Below are 20,132 nucleotides of genomic sequence, written 5' to 3' on the forward strand. Positions count from 1 at the left end.
GTGCCTGATTCTGGAGAGAAGAGCATGTTGCAACGCCTGTTGTTCGGTTTGATCACTGTGACCAGTTTGACCCTCGTCGGCTGCGCCCACAGCCCGCAACAACTGAACCCGGAACCCAAGCTGACGGCTCAGCTGGCGCCGGTCGGCCGTGGTCAGCCGGTGGTGGTGCGAGTGGTGGATGGTCGTCCATCGCCCACCTTGGGAACGCGTGGTGGCCTGTATCCGGAGACCAGTGCAATCACCGTGCAGGGCGCGCAGATTCTGCCGAAGTTGCAGGCTCAGGCTGAAGCGGCCGTGCGCTTGCTGGGCTTTACCCCGACGGCCAATGCGCTGAATGCACCGCAATTGACTGTAACCCTGGCCGAGCTGAAGTATCAGTCGCCCAAGGAGGGCCTGTATGTGACTGAAGCAACGATTGGCGCGACGTTCCGTTCGGATGTGCAGAATGCCAACCGTCGTTACAGCGGTCGCTACGGTGCGTCGCTCGATCAGCGTTTTGGCATGGCGCCGAATCAGGAAACCAATACCAAGCTGGTCAGTGATGTGTTGAGTGATGCGTTGACCCGCTTGTTCAAGGACCCGACGATTGGTCAGGTGCTTGCCGAGTAACGGTTTGCTACTTGTTTAAAGAACCCGGTGTCAGTGATGGCGCCGGGTTTTTTTGTGTCCGCAGATTCATTGTGGAAGCGGGCTTGCCCGCGATTCACCTGTAGGAGCGAGGCTTGCCCGCGAAGGCGCCCTGACAGCCGACCAATCTCTCGCAGATGTAAACGATTCAATTGTGGGAGAGAGCCTGCTCGCGATGGCGGCGTGACAGGCGACATCAATGTTGCATGTGAGAAAGCCTTCGCGGGCAAGCCTCCCACAGGGCACGACGCTCAAGCCGCTTCTGAATAAAAATCCAGAACACTCACCCCTGTCAGCAAATCCGTTTCCGGCAAATCCGCATGTTGATGCCCACCCAGCGCGCAATACACCAGCCAATGCCGGTCCTGTACGTTGAAGGCGAGGCTGCCGACTAAGGTTTGTTGTTCGTCGCTTTGGGCAATGAGGTAGAGGCGGTCCTGGTTTTCGGCGTGGAGCATGACGGAGTCCGTGTCGGTTTCGAGGGGCGACAGACTGGCGGATTCAAATGACGGTGCCATGACACAGGACAGCAATCGGCTAAATGGTTTCGTTATTTGTCGGAAAGCCGGGGCAGGTTGGGGCAGTTTCGGTAGAATCCGCGCCGTGGTCGTCGGTCCGGCGTCTGCTACACCGGTTTGCCTGAGGTTTGTGATGTCGCTGCAATTGATTTCGCTTCTTACTGCTCATCCCGCCAAATTGATCAATTTGCTGGCCTTGCTGTTCGCCTTCCCGGGCGGCTGGTTGCTGCACGCCACCCGTCGCCGCGAACAGCGCGCCCTGGCCAGTATCGAGGCGCAGCGCCAAAGTCGTCCCAATGAAGAACCAACACTGGATTGGGCGACCCTGCGCATGAACCGGTTTTTCTACCGCTTCGGTTTCGCCTGCCTCGGGATGGCGTTGTTGGTGTCGTGGATCAGCACGCGGGTCTGAAGAACAGACACAAGACCCTGTGGCGAGGGAGCTTGCTCCCGCTGGGCTGCGAAGCGGCCCCAAACCAGTCGCCCTGGTAGTGTCAGATGCACCGCGAGCGCTGACTTTACGACTGCTGCGCAGCCGGGCGGGAGCAAGCTCCCTCGCCACAAGTACAGTGCCAGACTGTCCTGTCGCATCAAGACAAACAAAAACGGCGCCCGAGGGCGCCGTTGTCGTATCCAGCCAAAATCGCTTAAAGCGGCAACCCGGCCTTGACCCGATACTGATTGCGCACCGGCGTCGCATATTGCAGCACCAGAAACGGACGATGCTCCTCAGGGCAAGCCTCCAGCCGGCGCTGCCATTCTTCCTGGGCCTTGGCCAGTTCGTCGGCCGCAAACACCTCGGCCGCTTTCGGCACCTGTAGTTGCGGGTCGGCGTCTTTCCACTGCGCATACGCCAGGTAGTGCACCGGGAACAACCGATAACCGCTGAGGATTTGCTTGTCCATTTCGATCGCCAATTGCTTGGTATCTTCGAACAATTCGGTGATCGGCGCGGCGAAGTTCACATGGACCCGGCCTTTGTAACCGGTGATACCTTTGGCGATGCTCACGTCATCCTCGCCCGGCACCTTGGTGTAGCTGCCGGTGGTGGCGCGGATGTACAGCTCGCGCGCCTTGGCCTGGTCGCACGGGTCGTATTCGTAGCTGATCGACACCGGGGTGAGGTTCAGCGAGCGGATGACTTCGCCGAACGGCTCGTCCTTGCGGCTCATGTGGAACATCTTGAGGATCGCCGACTCGGTGCGGTCGTCGCCATCCTTGGCCCGGCCTTCGGCCTGGGCAATCCAGATCGAGGCGCAGTCGTTGCGGATCGAGTGGTTGATGTACGCCGACAACAGCTGATACGCCGCCATTTTTTCCCGGCGACCAGTGATCGAACGGTGCACGATGAAGCTCTTGTTCAGGCGCATCAAATCGCTGACAAAAGGCTTTTGCAGCAGGTTGTCGCCAATGGCAATGCGTGGGGTCGGCAGGCCGGCATGGTACACGGCGTAGTTGACGAAGGCCGGGTCCATCACGATGTCGCGGTGGTTGGCGATGAACAGGTAGGCGCTGCCGGATTTGAATTGCTCCACGCCGGTGTAGGTCACCCCGTCCGTGGCGCGCTCGATGGTGTGGTCGACGTAAAACTCGACTTTGTCCTGCAAGGTGGCCACCGACGTGATGCCGGCGAACTCACGGCGCAGCCGATGCGCTATAAGAGGTTTGAGCATCCAGCCGAAGGCACCGGCATAGCGCGGGAAGCGGAAGTGGATGAGGATATCTAGAAACGCCTTGTCGCCGAGCAGCCGGTTCAGCACTGCCGGGACTTCGCTGTCGTCGTAAGGTCGGATGGCATCGAATTCGCCCATCATGCTCTCTTGTTAGAAACGGCTAGGGTAAGTAAAGGTTTTGATCGAAAACCAACGGGGCACGGTCTGAAAAGTTAGCCAGACGAAAATAGCCCTGCAAATAGACCGGCGATTATACGCACAAGTCACTTGGGAGACCGCGATGCTGGAAACTGCGCAGTATGAATGTCCGTATTGTGGTGAAGTGGTTGAGACTTCTGTAGACCTGTCAGGAGGCGATCAGACCTATATCGAGGACTGTCAGGTGTGTTGTCGGCCGATTACGTTTGTGTTGCAGGTTCACGGAGAGGAATGGCATCTCGAAGTCCGCAGCGAAAATGAATGAGAGGGCGGCCCATGCAGCGCATCTACGAACCGGAAAACCTTATGGAAGGCGAACTGCTTCAAAGCATGCTCGCCAGCGAGGGTATCGAGGCGCATCTGGTGGGCCGGGATTTGATCGGCGGCACCGGGGAATTGCCGATATTCGGCCTGCTGGGCTTATCGGTCGATAACGATCAGGCCGAATACGCTCGGGAGCTGATCACCGCGTACAATGCCGCGCTGCCGCTGTCCGGCGATGAGCCGGAGAGTTTTCCCGGCACGCTGGTCTGTTAGGCTGACGTTCGTTTGATCAAGAGTCGTATTGCCCCATGTGTGGACGTTATGCCCTGTTTCGCTGGAACCCCGCCTTCGCGGCCCTGCCCGGATTCCCCGCCGATCAGCAGGCCCAGTGGAATATCTCCCCCAACGATTCGGTGTTGATGCTGCGTGCCGGCGCAGACGGGCAACGTGAGTTGGCCCGCGCCCGCTGGGGCCTGACGCCGCCGTGGCTGACCGACTTGTCCCGCACCCCGGCCCATGCCCGCGCCGAAACCGTTACCGAACAGCCGATGTTTCGCGAAGCCTTGCGCTTGCGTCGTTGCCTGCTACCGGCCAATGGTTTCTATGAATGGCGCGGCACCACCCGCAAACGTCCGTACTGGCTGACCCCGGGGGAAGGTTCGGCGCTGTTCTTTGCGGCAATCTGGGAGGCGTATCCGGTGCAGGAGCAGGTTTGGTTGAGTACGGCGGTGATCACCCAGCCGGCTTCGAGCCAGCGTCGACCGTTGATTCTCGATGCGGCGGGGCAGCAAGCCTGGCTCGACCCCGACACCCCGTTGCATGCCTTGCAGGCCTTGCTGGCCAGTGAGCCCGCGGCGTTGCGCGAGCGGGTGCTGGCGAATCTGGTGAATGATCCGAAGCTTAATGGGCCGGAGTGTTTGACCCCGGGTTGATCTGTTGTCTGGGCTGACGTCATCGCGGGCAAGCCCGCTCCCACAGAGATTTATGGTGTTCACAAAACCTGTGGGAGCGAGGCTTGCCCGCGAATAGGCCCTTTGATCAAACCTTGAACTGATTGATCAACCGCCGCTGCTGCTCCGCCAACTTGGTCAAATCCGCACTGGCCGCGCTCGATTCATCCGCTCCGCCGGCCACTTCATTGGCCACTTGCCCGATGTTGATCACGTTACGGTTGATATCGTCCGCCACCGCGCTCTGTTCCTCGGCGGCGCTGGCGATCTGGGTGTTCATGTCGTTGATCACCGACACCGCCTGGGTAATGGTCTCCAGCGCCTCGGCCGCTTTCGCCGCGTGTTGCACGCTTTCGTCGGTGCGGTTCTGGCTGTCTTCCATGACCCGCACCACATCACGGGTGCCTTGCTGCAGATGCTGGATCATGGTCTGGATTTCTTCAGTGGCCTTCTGGGTTTTCTGCGCCAGGTTGCGCACTTCATCGGCCACCACTGCAAACCCACGACCCTGCTCACCGGCACGGGCGGCTTCGATGGCCGCGTTCAAGGCCAGCAGGTTGGTCTGCTCGGCGATGCCGCGAATGGCCGTCAGGATCGCGTTGATGTTTTCGCTGTCCTTGGCCAAGGTCTGCACCACGCCGACGGCCTTGCCGATTTCCACCGCCAAAACGCCAATTGAATTCGACGTATCCCGGACGATTTGCATGCCTTGCGCCGCTGCCTGATCCGCATGGCTGGCGGCTTGCGCGGCCTGGGTCGCATTGCGCGCGACATCCTGGGCGGTGGCGGTCATTTCATGCACGGCAGTCGCGACCTGATCGATCTCGGCCATTTGTTTATGCACGCCGATGTTGGTGCGAATGGCGATGTCGGCGGTGTGTTCCGAGGAATCACTGACGCTCTGCACCGACGTCACCACTTGCGTGATCATCGCCTGCAACTTGGCGAGGAAAGTGTTGAAGCCTTTGGCGATCGAGCCCAATTCGTCGGCGCGGTCGCTGGTCAGACGACGGGTCAGGTCGCCTTCGCCCTGGGCAATGTCGTCGAGCATCGCCACCATTTGCTTGAGCGGGCGAGCAATGCCATGGCCCACCAGCCAGATCACCAGCAAACCGATACTCGCGATCAACAGGCCGACCATGGCCATGCCAAAGGTGTCGGATTTGCGCTGTGCGTCCAGATCACCCTGAAGCTTTTGCAGGTCCGCCATCACCGCATTCAGTGGCAGCTGCAGCATCAAGGTCCAGCGGGCGTCGGTCTGGCCGATGCCGAAGGGCAGGTACAGCTCGATCCGGCCTTGGGCCTTGTCGACGGTGTAAGTCACTTCGCCGCGCTTGAGATTGGCCATGTTGGCAATCTGCTTGCTGTCGAGAATGTCGCTGACCTTTTCGCCGAATTTGCTCGGGTCTTTGGTGTAGGCGACGATCCGGCCGTTACCGCCGATCAGGGCCATTTCCCCGGCGCCGCTGTACAGTTTCTGATTCGCCCCCAGGAGCATTTCCTGGATGAAGTTCACCGACAGGTCGGCGCCGACGATGCCCTGGAACGCGCCATTGAGCATGATCGGTTCAATGAAGGAGGCGAGCATGACGATCTTGTCGCCGACCTTGTAGGGCGCCGGATCGATCACGCAGGATTTTTTGGTTTCCTTGGAGCACAGGTAGTACTCGCTGGCGCGCACACCGGTGGACAGGGTTTTCTGGTCGTCGACGTCCACCAGTTTGTCCAGGCCCAGGCTGCCGTCTTCGTTGCGGAACCACCACGGCAGGAAGCGCCCGTTGCTGGCGTCGATGCCGACCACTGGGGTGTCGATGTAGGCCGCATCGTTGTGGTCGAGTGCGTTTTTTTCCCAGCCGATGTAGGTGCCGAGAATTTTCGGGTTGCGGGCGACGTTTTCCTTGATCAAGTTGATCAATTGCTCACGGCTCAGGCTCAACTGTGGCTGACCATCGGCGCCCGGGGTACCGATCAACGCGTTGACGCGAACCAGCCCGCCGGCAATCAGCAGCGGTGCTTCGAGTTCGCGCTGGATCTGGCTGACCTGGGTTTGCGCCAGCGAGGTCAGGCGTTGTTCGATGACTTGTTCGAACTGTGCCTGAGTCCGTTGCTGGACCATGTCTTGGGTCCGGGCGCCGGAAAACAGCGCATACATCACCAGGGCTGCAACGACGCTGAGCACAATGGCGCCGGCCAGGGCGGCAACGGAAAACTGGATCGACTTGAATTTCATGGGTGCTCCGCACGCAAGAGGACGTCTGCGGTGCTGTATCGGCAGGAAGCTGGAAGGTCATGAACGACGCATGACGAATTGGCTGTTTTGGCGTGCTGGATGTCGCAAATGAATCACTGCTGGCCGTGAGCGGCCGTGGTAGGCACTGTTATGTGAAATTTTTCCTACGGTGACAAGGGCTTTGTCTGAAATGTACGTGCTACACGTCCGTTGTATCTGGCGCCGATACAAATCCCCACCTAGGATACGCGGCATGTTTCCAGGGAGCTTCTTGATGAATAAGACATTGGTTTTGTGTGCACTGAGCGCAGGTCTGCTGCTCGCCGGTTGTCAGTCGGTCAACACCACTAGCGGTGGGGCCGTGGGCGTTGAGCGCAAGCAATACATGTTCAGCATGTTGTCGACCTCTGAGGTCAACCAGATGTACGCCCAGTCTTATCAAAAGACCGTCGGGGAGGCGAACAGTAAAGGCGTGCTGGACAAAACCAGTAACAATGCCAAGCGCGTTCAGGCGATCTCCAATCGCCTGATTGCCCAGGCGCCGGTGTTCCGTCCGGATTCGGCCCAGTGGCAATGGGAAGTGAACCTGATCAAGAGCGACGAGCTGAATGCCTCCTGCGGGCCTGGCGGCAAGATCATTTTCTACACCGGGCTGATCGACACCCTGCATCTCACCGACGACGAAATCGCCGCCATCATCGGCCATGAAATCGCTCACGCCTTGCGTGAGCACGGTCGCGAAGCGATGTCCAAGGCTTACGGCATCGAAGCGGCCAAGCAGGGCGTTGCTGCGTTGTTCAATGTGGGGCCGGTCAGCCTGGCCATGGCGGACACCGTGGTCAAATACGCCATGACCTTGCCCAACAGTCGCGGCAATGAAAACGAAGCAGACTTGATCGGCCTCGAATTGGCTGCCCGCGCGGGGTACAACCCGAACGCGGCGATTACCCTGTGGAACAAAATGAGCAAAGCCTCGAATGGCGCGCCGCCAGAGTTCTTGAGCACTCACCCGGCGTCGGCCAGTCGGATTGCTGCCTTGCAGGCGGCGATTCCGAAGGTGATGCCGTTGTATGAGAAAGCATCGAAATCCTGATAGTCATTGGGTGAAGCTGCTGACGCCTTCGCGGGCAAGCCCGCTCCCACATTTGATCAGTGTGAACACAGATTTTGTGTACACCAAAAATCCACTGTGGGAGCGGGCTTGCCCGCGAAGAACGATAACGCGGTCTACTGACCTACCGCATCAAACCCACCCACTACTCTCCATCGCCGTGTACACCGCTACAATTGCCAACACCAGGAACGCCGACGCCGCCAGGCGACGGATCAGGGTCAAGGGCAGTTTGTCTGCCGCAAAGTTACCTGCCAGTACCACCGGCACGTTAGCAATCAACATCCCGGCGGTTGTGCCGATGATCACCAGCCACAGGTCCGGGTATTGCGCCGCGAGCATCACGGTTGCGACTTGGGTCTTGTCGCCCATTTCCGCGAGGAAGAACGCAATCAGCGTGGTCAGGAACGGCCCGAATTTGCGGGCGGTGCTGGCTTCGTCTTCGTCCATCTTGTCCGGCACCAGGGTCCACAGGGCCGTGGCGGCGAAGCTCGCGGCGAGGATCCAGTGCAACGTCGCATTCGAGAAGAAACTGCCGAACCAGGCGCCTACCGCACCGGCTGCCGCATGGTTGGCCAGGGTCGCGGCGACGATGCCGGCGATGATCGGCCAGGGTTTGCGAAAGCGGGCAGCGAGAATGAGCGCGAGCAGTTGCGTCTTGTCGCCGATTTCGGCCAAGGCAACGATTGCGGTGGGAACGAGTAGAGAGTCCAGCATCATCAGGGTTTTCCTAAGGGGCGGGTCGACACGGCTATGACACGTACAGCCTTCCCGCCCCGGGTAAGGTGTTCGTGTCATAGGTCTTGTCAAACCCTGCGATCCGTCTGATGCGGACGCTTGGGTCGCATACGCCATGGTCTTTTGACCAAGTATGTTGACGTATGCCGGACGAGCATGGCGCTCGTGGGAGACTACTCCCCTAGGACGGAGCGGATTCTGCCTAGGCAGAATCCGTTAGGCAAGCACTTATTTATCAGCCGCGTTTGGCCCGGTAGATTCGGAAACCTTGTCCTTCAGCCTTGATTGCACACACGCCCAAGTGCTCTTCGATCAGCGGTTGATACTTCAGGAAACTGTTCGCTACCAGCCGAAGTTCGCCGCCGTTTTTCAGATGTTTCGCCGCTTTTCGCAGCAAATTCTCGGTGGCGAAGTAATCGGTGTGTACGCCGACATGGAACGGTGGGTTGCTCAGAATCGCGCTCAAACCCATGGGGGCGGCATCGATGCCGTCACCGGTCAGCACCTCCGCGTCCAGGCCGTTGGCGGCCAGGGTCAGGCGACTGCTGGCGGCAGCAAACGCGTCCACATCGAGCAGGGTGACCTGGTTGTGCGGATAACGCCGCTTGACCGCCGCCCCCAACACACCCGCGCCGCAACCGAAGTCCAGCAAGTGGCCGCTGGGCAGTTTGTCCAGATGTTCCAGCAACAGGGCGCTGCCGCGATCCAGTCGACCATGGCTGAACACGCCCGGCAGGCTGATGACTTTCAATGGGCCTTCGGCCAATGGCAGTTCATATTCCTGGGCCAGACTTTCCAGTGACTTGGCTTCTGGTGCATTGGCCACGGTGACCTGCCAGAGCTGGCAATGCCGTGCGCTGTCGAGCTTGCGGGGTTTGCCGAAGGGGTTCAGCTGCTTGGCCGCGCCTTCGATACCACTACGTTTTTCGCCCACCAGGTACAACTCACGGCCGGCCAAACGAGAGGCGATGGCGTTGAGGATGTAGTCGGTCAGGTCTTTGGACTTGGGCAGGAATACCACAGCGCTGTCGAACTCGCGCTCCGGCGCATTCACACCAAAATGGCTGCGCTCGGCGAAACGGGCGTCCAGCGCCGCTTGATCGCCGGCGTGCCAGCACCAACCGTGGGCATCGGGCAAGCGGCCCAGCAAATCATCGGCGGGCAAACCGGCCAGCAACACCGAGCCCTGGAATAACTCGGCCTGACGAAGCAGTACTTCACTGCGCGGATCCATACTCTGCTCCTTGAAAAAAAGTGCCGCAGTTTATCAACTGACGACCCGCAGCGCTTGACCGCTGAAGTAGCCTTGGGCGTTTTCGGTCAACTGGCCAACGATTCGCTGCCGCGCCTCGCGACTGCCCCAGGCGTTGTGCGGGGTGACGATCAGCCGTGGAATATCCTGGGCCAGCAGCGGATTGCCCGCAGTGGGTGGTTCGACGCTCAACACGTCGGTTGCCGCGCCGCCCAGATGACCGTTGCGCAGGGCATCGGCCAATGCTTGCTCGTCAATCAAACCACCGCGCGCGGTGTTGACCACGAAGGCCCCGGGTTTCATCGAGGCCAGTTCGCGGGCGCCGATGAAGTGGCGCGTGTGTTCGTTGAGCGGGCAGTGCAGGGTCAGGGCATCGATTTGCGACAGCAGCTCGTTCAGCGGCAGGCGATCCGGCCGGGCAGGGCGCCCCGGAATCTGCCCCAGCAACACGCGCATGCCGAACGCCTCGGCCAACCGCGCCACGGCACTGCCCAGTTCGCCATGGCCAAGCAGACCGAGGGTTTTGCCTTCCAGTTCGACGATCGGGTAATCCAGCAGACAGAACTGTTTCGCCTGTTGCCAGCGACCTTCGGCGACCGCCTTTTGATAGTCGGCCAGGCGCGTCGCCAGATTCAGCAACAACATGATCGTGTGCTGAGCCACAGACGGCGTGCCGTAACCCTGGCAGTTGCAAACGGTGATCCCGTGGGCGCGAGCGGCGGCGAGGTCGACGTTGTTGGTGCCGGTGGCGGTGATCAAGATCAGCTTCAATTCCGGGCTGGCCGCCATGGCCGCTGCGTCGATCACAATCTTGTTGCTGATCGCGACGCTGGCGCCTTTGAGGCGTTCGATCACTTGATCAGGCGTGGTCTGCGCGAACAGCTGCAAGTCGCTGAAGCACTCGCGAAGTGGGTTGAGATCGAGATCGCCGAGATCCAGGGACGGATGGTCGAGGAAAACGGCGCGGCGAGAGTTCGTCATCAACTGTACCTTTTGTGCATTGAACTGAAGGCGTAATCTGCCGAGCCTACCAGATGAAATAAACAGTTACGCATTGTCTGGCCTGGCCACAAACCTGTGGCGAGGAAGCTTGCTCCCGCTGGGCTGCGCAGCGGCCCCAACCCAGGCGACCGTGTATTGTCAGACATACCGTGTCATCCGGTTTTACGACTGCTTCGCAGCCGAACGGGAGCAAGCTCCCTCGCCACATGTTGGCAGACGCCACAAATTGGAAAGGTGGCAAAGGGGTGAAGTTTGCCTCGAAAAATTTTATTGATCGCCCCGCCCAAAAGGAGCCCCCATGTACTGGACAGAGTTCTTGACTGTTGCCCTGATTCACCTGCTGGCCGTCGCCAGCCCCGGCCCGGACTTCGCCGTGGTGGTGCGTGAGAGCGTGACCCACGGGCGCCGTGCCGGAACCTGGACGGCGTTGGGCGTCGGTTCGGCGATTTTCCTGCACGTTGGTTATTCGCTGTTGGGTATCGGGCTGATCGTGTCTCAGTCGATCGTGCTGTTCAACGCCTTGAAATGGGCCGCCGCCGCGTATCTGCTGTACATCGGCTTCAAGGCCTTGCGTGCGCAACCGGCCCCACCTGCGGCTGATGATCTGCACCAGGAAGCCGGCGAACGCACCGCGCGGGGCGCTTTCACCTCGGGCTTCGTGACCAATGGCTTGAACCCGAAAGCCACGCTGTTTTTCCTGTCGCTGTTCACCGTGGTGATCAACCCGCACACTCCATTGGCGGTACAGGCCGGTTACGGGATGTATCTGGCAGCGGCGACGGCAGTCTGGTTCTGCCTGGTGGCGATGCTGTTCAGCCAACAGCGCGTGCGCGCCGGTTTCGCCCGCATGGGCCACTGGTTCGACCGGACCATGGGCGCAGTGCTGATTGCCATCGGCGTGAAACTCGCGTTCACCGAGATGCATTGATCAAACACTACTCTGCCGAACTGCGCGGTCCCTCGTAGGAGCTGCCGAAGGCTGCGATCTTTTGATCTTCAGCGATATCGAAATCGCTCAGGGCCAAAAGATCGCAGCCTTCGGCAGCTCCTACGCCTGATTCAGCTGCGCATCAGATATACAAACGAATCCCTGCAAATGCTGGCGTAAAGCTAGCATTTATACGGCTGTGCAAATCATCCCTTTGGCTGATTTGGCTGGCGTTCAAGGGCTCTAGAGTGCTTAGCTTTAGAAACCAAGACCGTGCAGTCAGAAAAGGGACTCTTATGTTGCAGACTCGCGTTATCCCCCCAGCCGAGGGCGCTTACCAGTATCCGCTGTTGATTAAACGGCTGCTGATGTCCGGTGCCCGTTACGAAAAAACCCGCGAGATCATCTACCGCGATCAATTGCGCTACAGCTATCCGACCCTCATCGAGCGGGTCGCGCGGCTGGCCAATGTGCTGACGGCCGCTGGCGTGAAGGCCGGGGATACCGTGGCAGTGATGGATTGGGACAGCCATCGCTACCTGGAATGCATGTTTGCCATCCCGATGATCGGTGCGGTGATCCACACCATCAACGTACGCCTGTCGCCGGAACAGATTCTCTACACCATGAACCACGCCGAGGACCGCTTCGTGCTGGTCAACAGCGAGTTCGTCGGGTTGTACAAGGCGATTGCCGGGCACCTGACCACCGTGGAGAAAACCCTGCTGTTGACCGACCTGCCGGAAAAAACCGCCGACCTGCCGAACCTGATTGGCGAATACGAGCAATTGCTGGCTGCCGCCAGCACGCAATACGACTTTGAAGACTTCGACGAAAACTCGGTTGCCACCACGTTCTACACCACCGGCACCACGGGTAACCCCAAAGGCGTGTATTTCACCCACCGGCAACTGGTGCTGCACACCATGGGTGTGTCGACCATCATGGGTTCCATCGACAGCGTGCGCCTGCTGGGCACCAACGATGTGTACATGCCGATCACCCCGATGTTCCATGTGCACGCTTGGGGCTTGCCGTATGTCGCGACCATGCTCGGGCTCAAGCAGGTCTACCCCGGCCGTTACGATCCCGAGTATCTGGTGGAGTTGTGGCGCAAGGAGAAGGTGACCTTTTCCCACTGCGTGCCGACCATTCTGCAAATGCTCCTCAATGCCAAAGCGGCGCAGAACACCGATTTCGGCGGCTGGAAAATCGTCATCGGCGGCAGTGCGCTCAACCGTGCGCTGTATGAAGCGGCCAAAGCCAAAGGCATTCAGTTGACCGCCGCTTACGGCATGTCGGAAACCGGGCCATTGGTATCTTGCGCGCACCTCAACGATGAGCTGATGGCCGGCACCGAAGACGAACGCACTACCTACCGGATCAAGGCCGGTGTGCCGGGGCCACTGGTCGAGGCGGCGATCGTCGACACCGACGGCAACTTCCTGCCTGCCGATGGTGAGACCCAGGGCGAACTGGTGCTGCGAGCACCGTGGCTCACCGAGGGCTATTTCAACGAACCGCAGAAAGGCGCAGAGCTCTGGGCCGGGGGCTGGTTGCACACCGGCGACGTGGCGACCCTGGACAGCATGGGCGTGATCGACATTCGTGACCGGATCAAGGACGTGATCAAGACCGGCGGCGAGTGGATCTCCTCCCTGGACCTGGAAGACCTGATCAGCCGCCACCCTGCGGTACGCGAAGTAGCAGTGGTGGGCATCGCCGATCCGCAGTGGGGCGAGCGGCCGTTTGCGCTGTTGGTCGTCAGGGATGGGCATGAGATCGGGGCCAAGGAGCTCAAGGAGCACCTCAAACCGTTCGTTGAGCAGGGGCACCTGAGCAAGTGGGCCATCCCGAGCCAGATCGCCATTGTTACTGAAATTCCCAAGACCAGTGTCGGCAAACTCGACAAGAAGCGCATCCGCGTCGATATCACCGAATGGCAGGCTAACAACAGTACCTTCCTCTCGACGCTTTAAGCGTCATCTGGCGCGCCGAAAACGGCGCGCCAGACCCACCAAGCAAGCGCTTGGCTTGTGAAATCCGAATTTTCAGCCATCCTTGCCGTGCCGACAGGTGTCGGACTGGCGAAAGGACTGTTCCAGAGTGGCCGGCAGCTGCAAATCACACTTTAGAGGGATCAAGCACTACTACCTGCTGGCTATAGTCCGCTCAAGGAATTTTTAAGAACGGAGCGCGCACAAAACGGGGCGATGCAACTTTGGCGTGACGTCGGAACCACTTGGCTTGCGGTCACCCACAACGTTTTTAAAAGTACTCAGCCATAACAATAATGCACATGGAGTAGCGTCGATGACATCAGTAAACCAGTTCTGGCACCGGGCGAAACTGCCCCTGGCGGTCAGTCTTGCCTCTTCGCTCGCCGGGCCTGCATTCGGCGTCAGTTTCAACGTCGGTGAGATCGAGGGTCAATTCGACTCATCCCTGTCGATCGGAGCCAGTTGGTCTACTCAGAGCCCCAACAAAAACCTCATCGGCGTCAATAACGGGGGCCACGGCCTGTCCCAGACCTCTGATGACGGTCACAACAACTTCAAGAGCGGCGAAACCTTCTCGAAGATCTTCAAGGGCATCCATGACCTTGAATTGAAATACGGCGACACCGGCGTGTTCGTCCGGGGCAAATACTGGTACGACTTCGAGCTCAAGGATGAAAGCCGCGAGTTCAAAGACATCAGCGACAGCAACCGCAAGGAGGGCGCCAAGTCCTCCGGCGGCCAGATCCTCGACGCCTTCGTCTACCACAACTACGCCATCGCCGATCAGCCGGGTTCCGTGCGTCTGGGCAAGCAGGTCGTGAGCTGGGGGGAAAGTACTTTCATCGGCGGCGGCATCAACTCGATCAACCCGATTGACGTGTCCGCGTTCCGTCGTCCCGGTGCCGAGGTCAAGGAAGGCCTGATCCCGGTCAACATGTTCTATGTATCCCAGAGCCTGACCGACAACCTGTCGGCCGAAGCGTTCTATCAGCTCGAATGGGACCAGACGGTTGTCGATAACTGCGGCACCTTCTTCTCCCAGCCGGACATTATTGCCGACGGTTGCGAGGACAACCTGCGTGTGCTGAACAAGCGTTCGACCATTCCAGCCATCGCATTGGGCCCATTGGCCGCCGCGGGCGTCGACGTCAACGAAGAAGGTGTACTGGTGCGTCGTGGTCCTGACCGCGATGCGCGGGACAGCGGCCAGTGGGGCGCGTCCTTGAAGTACATGTTCGAACCGCTCGACACTGAGTTCGGCGCGTACTTCATGAACTACCACAGCCGGGCGCCGATCTTCAGCGCCACAGGTGCTCCGCAATCGATCTACAACGGCGTGGCAGCTTTGCCGGCGGCGTTCCGCGCGCTGGGGCCGCTGGTGGTCGCCGGTAATTCCGAGTACTTCGTCGAGTACCCGGAAGACATCCGTCTCTACGGCTTGAGCTTCTCCACCACGCTGCCTACCGGTACGGCGTGGAGCGGTGAGATCAGCTACCGTCCGAACGCGCCTGTGCAGCTCAACTCCACCGACATCCTGTTTGCCGGCGTACGCCCATTGGGCGGTGCCTTGGCCAACGCTTCGTTGCTCCCCGGTGTACCGGGTCAGGATTTGCACGGCTATCGCCGCAAAGAAATCACCCAGTTCCAGACCACGCTGACGCACTTCTTCGATCAGGTCATGGGCGCCAGCCGTCTGACCCTGGTGGGCGAAGTGGGCGTGACCCATGTTGGCGGCCTGGAAAGCAGCTCCGAAATCCGTTACGGCCGTGACCCGGTCTACGGTCCTGGTGAACTGCCGGCTACCGGCGGCCTCAACACCTGTTCGGCGATCCTCAACACCAGCACCATCAATGGTGCCGGCGCAGGTACTGCAACCAACAACCGCAGCCGTAATTGCGAAGACGAGGGCTTCACCACGGCGATGTCGTGGGGTTATCGCGGTCGCGCCATCTGGGAATACAACGACGTATTCGCCGGTGTGAACCTCAAGCCGAACGTGGCCTGGTCCCACGACGTGAGCGGTTACTCGCCTGGCCCTGGCGGCAACTTCGAGGAAGGTCGTAAAGCGGTGAGCCTGGGTGTCGATGCCGAATACCAGAACACCTACACCGCGAGCCTGGCGTACACCAACTTCTTCGACGGCAAGTACACCACCGTGGATGATCGCGACTTCGTTGCGCTCAGCTTCGGCGTGAACTTCTAAGCACTGTATTTTCAGGACGAACACATTTATGAAAATAACAAAGAGTCTGTTCCACGTTGGCGTTCTGGGGCTGTCGCTGCTGGCAACCGGTGTCATGGCGGCGGTCCCGGCAGCCGAAGCGGACAAGCTGGGCAAGAGCCTGACCCCGATGGGCGCCGAGATGGCGGGCAACGCCGACGGTTCGATCCCGGCCTGGAAACCCATGCCGAAAAACGCCGGTAGCGTGGACAGCAAGGGTTTCCTGGCTGATCCGTTCGCGAGTGAAAAACCGCAGTTCACCATCACCGCGCAAAACGTCGACCAGTACAAGGACAAGCTCGCGCCGGGCCAGTACGCGATGTTCAAGCGCTACCCGGAAACCTTCAAGATGCCGGTCTACCCGTCCCATCGCGGTGCCACCGTGCCGGATGAGGTGTTGGCCTCGATCAAGAAGAACGCCACCAACACTAACCTGGTGTCCGGCGGCAACGGTCTGGAAAACTTCGAAACGGCGATCCCGTTCCCGATTCCGAAAAGCGGCGTTGAAGTCATCTGGAACCACATCACCCGTTATCGCGGCGGCAGTGTGACCCGTCTGATCACCCAGGCCACGCCGCAGCCGAACGGCTCGTTCAGCCTGGTGTACTTCGAGGACCAGTTCGTGTTCCGCGACAAGATGAAGGATTACGACCCGAAAAATCCGGGCAACATCCTGTTCTACTTCAAGCAGAAAGTGACCGCGCCGGCGCGTCTGGCCGGTGGTGTGCTGCTGGTGCACGAAACCCTCGACCAGGTTAAAGAACCGCGTTCGGCGTGGGTCTACAACGCCGGGCAACGCCGCGTACGTCGTGCGCCGCAAGTGTCCTATGACGGGCCGGGTACCGCTGCCGATGGCCTGCGTACCTCCGACAACCTGGACATGTACAACGGTGCGCCGGATCGCTACGACTGGAAGCTTGAAGGCAAGAAAGAGATGTACGTCGCCTCCAACAGCTACAAGCTCGATTCGCCACAACTGAAGTACGCCGACATCATCAAGGCCGGCCATATCAACCAGGACCTGACTCGCTATGAGCTGCGCAGGGTCTGGCATGTGGTTGCGACCCTGAAGGAAGGTCAGCGTCACATCTACGCCAAACGTGACTTCTACATCGACGAAGACACCTGGCAGGCGGCTGTGGTCGACCACTACGACGGTCGCGGGCAACTGTGGCGTGTCGCCGAGGCTCACTCCGAGAACTACTACGACAAGCAAGTGCCGTGGTACGCCCTCGAAACCTTGTACGACCTGCAATCGGGCCGCTACCTGGCCCTGGGCATGAAGAACGAAGAGAAGTCGGCGTATAACTTCGGCTTCACTGCCAGCACCGCAGACTTCACGCCGGCAGCATTGCGTCAGGAAGGCGTTCGTTAGTACGTTGTAAACTGAGGCCGCATCCTCGTAAAAACGCCCCGACTGGTTCGGGGCTTTTTTTTGGAAGCTCATGAATATCGTTGTAGCAGCTGCCGAGCCTGCGAGGCTAGTCGGTTCATCGACACTTTTGTTCGTAGTCTTTTTGTAGCCATTTGTAGCAATAACCTTCAATAGCTCTTCGTTTACCGCTAGGCTGCGGACATCTGTAACGCCGCCATCAGCCTTTCAAACAAGAGCCGGCCATGACTGATCTGTCCCCACTTCCGGGCCCTGCAAGCGTTGCCGTCGCAGCATTGGACGGACGCTTTTTCCGGCCTCCGCTGCCCGACGGCCATGTGCTGCGGCCGCGTTTGTGCGAGCGTCTGAGCGCCGGCCTCGGTGGCAGGCTATTGCTGGTCAGCGCGCCAGCGGGGTTCGGCAAGAGTTCATTAGCGGTGGAGTTTTGCCAGGGGTTGCCGGGTCACTGGCAAAGCCTGTGGCTAGGGTTGAGCCCTCGGGACAGTGATCCCGGTCGTTTTCTTGAGCGCCTGCTCGAAGGTCTTCAGGAATATTTTCCGCAACTGGGCAGCCAGGCGCTGGGGCTGCTGAAAATGCGCCAACGTCATCAGCCGTTCGCCTTCGAAGAATGGCTGGACGGTTTGCTCGATGAACTGGCTGTGCACCTTTCACCCGCTACGCCGCTGTTACTGGTACTCGATGACTATCATCTGGCCCAGGGCCCGGTGCTTGATCGTTGCCTGCAATTTTTTCTCAATCATTTACCCGATGGTCTGCTGGTCATGGTCACCAGTCGGCAACGTCCCGACTGGCATCTGGCACGCCTGCGACTGTCGCGGCAACTGCTCGAGTTACATGAACAGGATCTTCGACTGACCCACGATGAAACCCTGAGCCTGCTTGATCGGCACAGCATTTCATTGCGTGGCGAGGCGCTGGAGAGTTTGATCCAGCGCAGTGAAGGCTGGGTGGCCGGGCTGCGCTTCTGGTTGCTGGCGGCCTCTGAGGCGGGCAGCGAGGGCGCATTGCCCCAATCGCTGTACGGTGGGGAAGGGCTGATTCGCGATTACCTGCTCGAAGAAGTGATCGATTGCCTGCCCGCCGAGGTGCAGTCATTCCTGTACGAGACCGCGCCCCAAGAGCGCTTTTGCAGCGAGTTGTGCGACGCCGTGCGCGAAGCCCATGACAGTGCCGAGATCCTGCGTTTCCTGCTGGCGCATCAGGTGTTTCTGGTGCCGCTGGACGAACACGGTCACTGGTATCGCTATCACCACCTGTTTTCCGACCTGCTGCGCAGCCGGCCCACCGCCCAGGCGATAGTGCCGACGGCCAGCCTGCATCTGCGTGCCTGCCGCTGGTTCAACTCTCAAGGGTTACTCGATGAGGCGGTGGAGCAGGCGTTGCGTGCCGGGCATCTGGATGTTGCGGCGAATCTGGTGCAAAACCTCTCCGAAGAACAGCTGCTGGCCGAGCAGAACGTCGGCATGCTGCTGCGCTGGAAAATGGACCTGCCCGACAGCTTGCTGATCAGCACACCACGGCTGATCGTGCTCTACAGCTGGGCGTTGGGGCTGGCCTGCCAGCTGGACGCCGCCGAGGAGCTGGCCAGCCATTTGAGCCACTTCTTGCCGGCGCCGTCGGCTACTGCGCAAAAATCCATGCTGGCGCAATGGCTGGCCCTGAGCGGCATCATCGCCCGGGGCCGAGGCAATCGCGAGCTGACGTTGCGCTATTGCACCGAAGCGCTGGAGAGCCTGCCGGCCAAACGCTATGGGCAACGCCTGATGTGCCTCTCTACATTGTCGAACCTGGCCATTGCCGACAGCGACCTCTGGCGTGCCCGGGGGCTGAATCGTGAGTCCCTTGAACTGGCACAACGGGTCGGCAATCCATTGTTCGAGGCGCTGGCCCATTACGACCGCGCCCGTGTGCTGCAGGCGCGTGGGGAGATTCTTCGCTCACTCGATGAAGTCCGCCAGGGGCTGCAACGCCTGCAAGGCTTATCCCCGCAACGGCTGTACGCAGTGCGCGCGCGGCTGATTTTATACGAGGGATTTTTGCTGGCTCTGCGCTTGCAACCCCAAGCTGCGCGGGCACGTTTGCAAGCAGGGTTGGGCGAAGCCCGGGCCTGTCGCGACATCAGCGTACTGATCGGCCATTGCGTGATCGCACGGCTGGATGGCCACAACGGCGAATTCGCAAAAGCCTTCGCCGAACTCGCCGAGGCCGAGCGCCTGATGCACATCTGGGACGTCCCGCCGATTTACTACCTGGCGATGATCACTCTGGTCAAATGCGAACTCTGGCTGGCCCAGGGCCGCACCGACCTCGCCGAAGCCTGGCTCACGCGATTGGGTCAGACTTACAACGGCGAGCATCCGGCGGCCCCCCCGGAGTTCCATCCGCAACTGCCGCTGCACATTGAACTGCAACAGGCGGTGCTGGACATGATGAAGGGCCAGCCCATGCTCGCCGAAGGGCGATTGAATGCGTTGCATGAACACGGTCAGCACAGCGGCCGGCAGATGCTCAGCGTGATGGCGCTCAGTCAGAAAATCATGCTGTTGCTGGCGGGCGGGCGCGAATCCGAGGCGCGCAAGGCGCTGGCCCAGGCTTTGGAAGCGGCCGCCGGAGGCGTCCTGCAACCGTTTGATCCATTGCTGACCGAGCACTCGGACTGGCTGCGCGGGCAACTTCAACTCTGTGCACCGACGGCCGTTTCGCAAAGTCTCTCGGAAAAACTTCCAGCCATGGCCTCTCGGCCGGTGATGGAATCATCGCCAGCTGCCGAACAGCTCAGTACGCGTGAACTGGCCGTTCTGCGACTGATCGCCCAAGGGTGTTCGAACCAGGAAATCAGCGATCAGTTGTTTATTTCGCTGCACACGGTGAAAACCCATGCCAGTCATATCAACAGTAAGTTGGGGGTAGAACGCAGGACCCAGGCGGTGGCAAGGGCGAAGGAGTTGGGCGTTCTGTCTTAACTGAGGGACAACTGCATCTCTTAAAGGAAAACGCCCCGAACAAGTCGGGGCGTTTTCATTGTAC

17 protein-coding genes and 1 riboswitch are annotated in these 20,132 nt (G+C 59.9%); of the genes, 11 read left to right on the forward strand and 6 right to left on the reverse strand.

Annotation, left to right across the window (positions count from 1 at the left end):
* Positions 1–24: 24 nt before the first annotated feature.
* Positions 25–609, forward strand: coding sequence for a YajG family lipoprotein (locus AB7M26_RS10345; protein ID WP_007905851.1), 585 nt, complete (start codon positions 25–27; stop codon positions 607–609).
* A 269-nt stretch (positions 610–878) separates the two neighbouring features.
* Here AB7M26_RS10345 and AB7M26_RS10350 read toward each other — a convergent pair whose 3' ends face one another.
* The gene (locus AB7M26_RS10350) at positions 879–1,085 is read right to left on the reverse strand and encodes a hypothetical protein (protein ID WP_007939788.1); all 207 of its coding nucleotides are present in this window, start codon (positions 1,083–1,085) and stop codon (positions 879–881) included.
* Between the two features lie 193 nt (positions 1,086–1,278).
* Here AB7M26_RS10350 and AB7M26_RS10355 point away from each other — a divergent pair, with 193 nt between their 5' ends.
* Positions 1,279–1,557, forward strand: coding sequence for a hypothetical protein (locus AB7M26_RS10355; protein WP_123501277.1), 279 nt, complete (start codon positions 1,279–1,281; stop codon positions 1,555–1,557).
* A gap of 235 nt (positions 1,558–1,792) precedes the next feature.
* Here AB7M26_RS10355 and AB7M26_RS10360 read toward each other — a convergent pair whose 3' ends face one another.
* Positions 1,793–2,959 (reverse strand): 1-acyl-sn-glycerol-3-phosphate acyltransferase, encoded by a 1,167-nt coding sequence (locus AB7M26_RS10360; RefSeq protein WP_123501275.1) that lies wholly within the window; start codon positions 2,957–2,959, stop codon positions 1,793–1,795.
* Positions 2,960–3,098: 139 nt separating this feature from the next.
* Here AB7M26_RS10360 and AB7M26_RS10365 point away from each other — a divergent pair, with 139 nt between their 5' ends.
* From AB7M26_RS10365 to AB7M26_RS10375, 3 genes are read left to right on the forward strand one after another with little or no spacing between them, the layout of a single operon-like run.
* Positions 3,099–3,281: a CPXCG motif-containing cysteine-rich protein gene (locus AB7M26_RS10365; RefSeq protein WP_123501273.1), complete on the forward strand. Its 183-nt coding sequence runs from the start codon at positions 3,099–3,101 to the stop codon at positions 3,279–3,281.
* Between the two features lie 11 nt (positions 3,282–3,292).
* Positions 3,293–3,553 carry a putative signal transducing protein gene (locus tag AB7M26_RS10370; RefSeq protein WP_123501271.1) on the forward strand — a complete coding sequence of 87 codons (261 nt, stop codon included), beginning with the start codon at positions 3,293–3,295 and terminating at the stop codon, positions 3,551–3,553.
* 35 nt (positions 3,554–3,588) lie between these two features.
* The gene (locus AB7M26_RS10375) at positions 3,589–4,212 is read left to right on the forward strand and encodes an SOS response-associated peptidase (protein WP_123501269.1); all 624 of its coding nucleotides are present in this window, start codon (positions 3,589–3,591) and stop codon (positions 4,210–4,212) included.
* Positions 4,213–4,318: 106 nt separating this feature from the next.
* Here the strand turns inward: AB7M26_RS10375 and AB7M26_RS10380 are convergent, their stop codons facing one another.
* Positions 4,319–6,460, reverse strand: a complete 2,142-nt coding sequence (locus AB7M26_RS10380; RefSeq protein ID WP_429384126.1) for a methyl-accepting chemotaxis protein — start codon at positions 6,458–6,460, stop codon at positions 4,319–4,321.
* A gap of 274 nt (positions 6,461–6,734) precedes the next feature.
* On the opposite strand from AB7M26_RS10380, the gene AB7M26_RS10385 reads away from it, so the two are divergent.
* The gene (locus AB7M26_RS10385) at positions 6,735–7,553 is read left to right on the forward strand and encodes a M48 family metallopeptidase (protein WP_429374918.1); all 819 of its coding nucleotides are present in this window, start codon (positions 6,735–6,737) and stop codon (positions 7,551–7,553) included.
* Positions 7,554–7,703: 150 nt separating this feature from the next.
* Here the strand turns inward: AB7M26_RS10385 and AB7M26_RS10390 are convergent, their stop codons facing one another.
* The 3 genes from AB7M26_RS10390 to AB7M26_RS10400 form a co-directional block, all read right to left on the reverse strand.
* Positions 7,704–8,288, reverse strand: a complete 585-nt coding sequence (locus tag AB7M26_RS10390; RefSeq protein WP_123501348.1) for a TMEM165/GDT1 family protein — start codon at positions 8,286–8,288, stop codon at positions 7,704–7,706.
* A 91-nt stretch (positions 8,289–8,379) separates the two neighbouring features.
* A riboswitch (yybP-ykoY riboswitch) is annotated at positions 8,380–8,504 on the reverse strand.
* Positions 8,505–8,544: 40 nt separating this feature from the next.
* Positions 8,545–9,543, reverse strand: coding sequence for a class I SAM-dependent methyltransferase (locus AB7M26_RS10395; RefSeq protein ID WP_123501263.1), 999 nt, complete (start codon positions 9,541–9,543; stop codon positions 8,545–8,547).
* A 33-nt stretch (positions 9,544–9,576) separates the two neighbouring features.
* Positions 9,577–10,542 carry a 2-hydroxyacid dehydrogenase gene (locus tag AB7M26_RS10400; protein WP_123501261.1) on the reverse strand — a complete coding sequence of 322 codons (966 nt, stop codon included), beginning with the start codon at positions 10,540–10,542 and terminating at the stop codon, positions 9,577–9,579.
* A 319-nt stretch (positions 10,543–10,861) separates the two neighbouring features.
* On the opposite strand from AB7M26_RS10400, the gene AB7M26_RS10405 reads away from it, so the two are divergent.
* From AB7M26_RS10405 to AB7M26_RS10425, 5 genes are all read left to right on the forward strand, one after another.
* Complete coding sequence (locus AB7M26_RS10405; protein ID WP_123501259.1) at positions 10,862–11,491, forward strand: LysE family translocator; 630 nt, start codon at positions 10,862–10,864, stop codon at positions 11,489–11,491.
* 296 nt (positions 11,492–11,787) lie between these two features.
* Positions 11,788–13,470, forward strand: a complete 1,683-nt coding sequence (locus tag AB7M26_RS10410) for a fatty acid--CoA ligase (protein ID WP_123501257.1) — start codon at positions 11,788–11,790, stop codon at positions 13,468–13,470.
* A gap of 334 nt (positions 13,471–13,804) precedes the next feature.
* Complete coding sequence (locus AB7M26_RS10415) at positions 13,805–15,694, forward strand: DUF1302 domain-containing protein (RefSeq protein WP_123501255.1); 1,890 nt, start codon at positions 13,805–13,807, stop codon at positions 15,692–15,694.
* Positions 15,695–15,722: 28 nt separating this feature from the next.
* Positions 15,723–17,087: a DUF1329 domain-containing protein gene (locus AB7M26_RS10420; protein ID WP_123501253.1), complete on the forward strand. Its 1,365-nt coding sequence runs from the start codon at positions 15,723–15,725 to the stop codon at positions 17,085–17,087.
* Positions 17,088–17,329: 242 nt separating this feature from the next.
* Positions 17,330–20,068, forward strand: a complete 2,739-nt coding sequence (locus AB7M26_RS10425; RefSeq protein WP_123501251.1) for a LuxR C-terminal-related transcriptional regulator — start codon at positions 17,330–17,332, stop codon at positions 20,066–20,068.
* Positions 20,069–20,132: the final 64 nt, after the last annotated feature.

It is taken from the genome of Pseudomonas sp. F-14 TE3482, assembly GCF_053629455.1.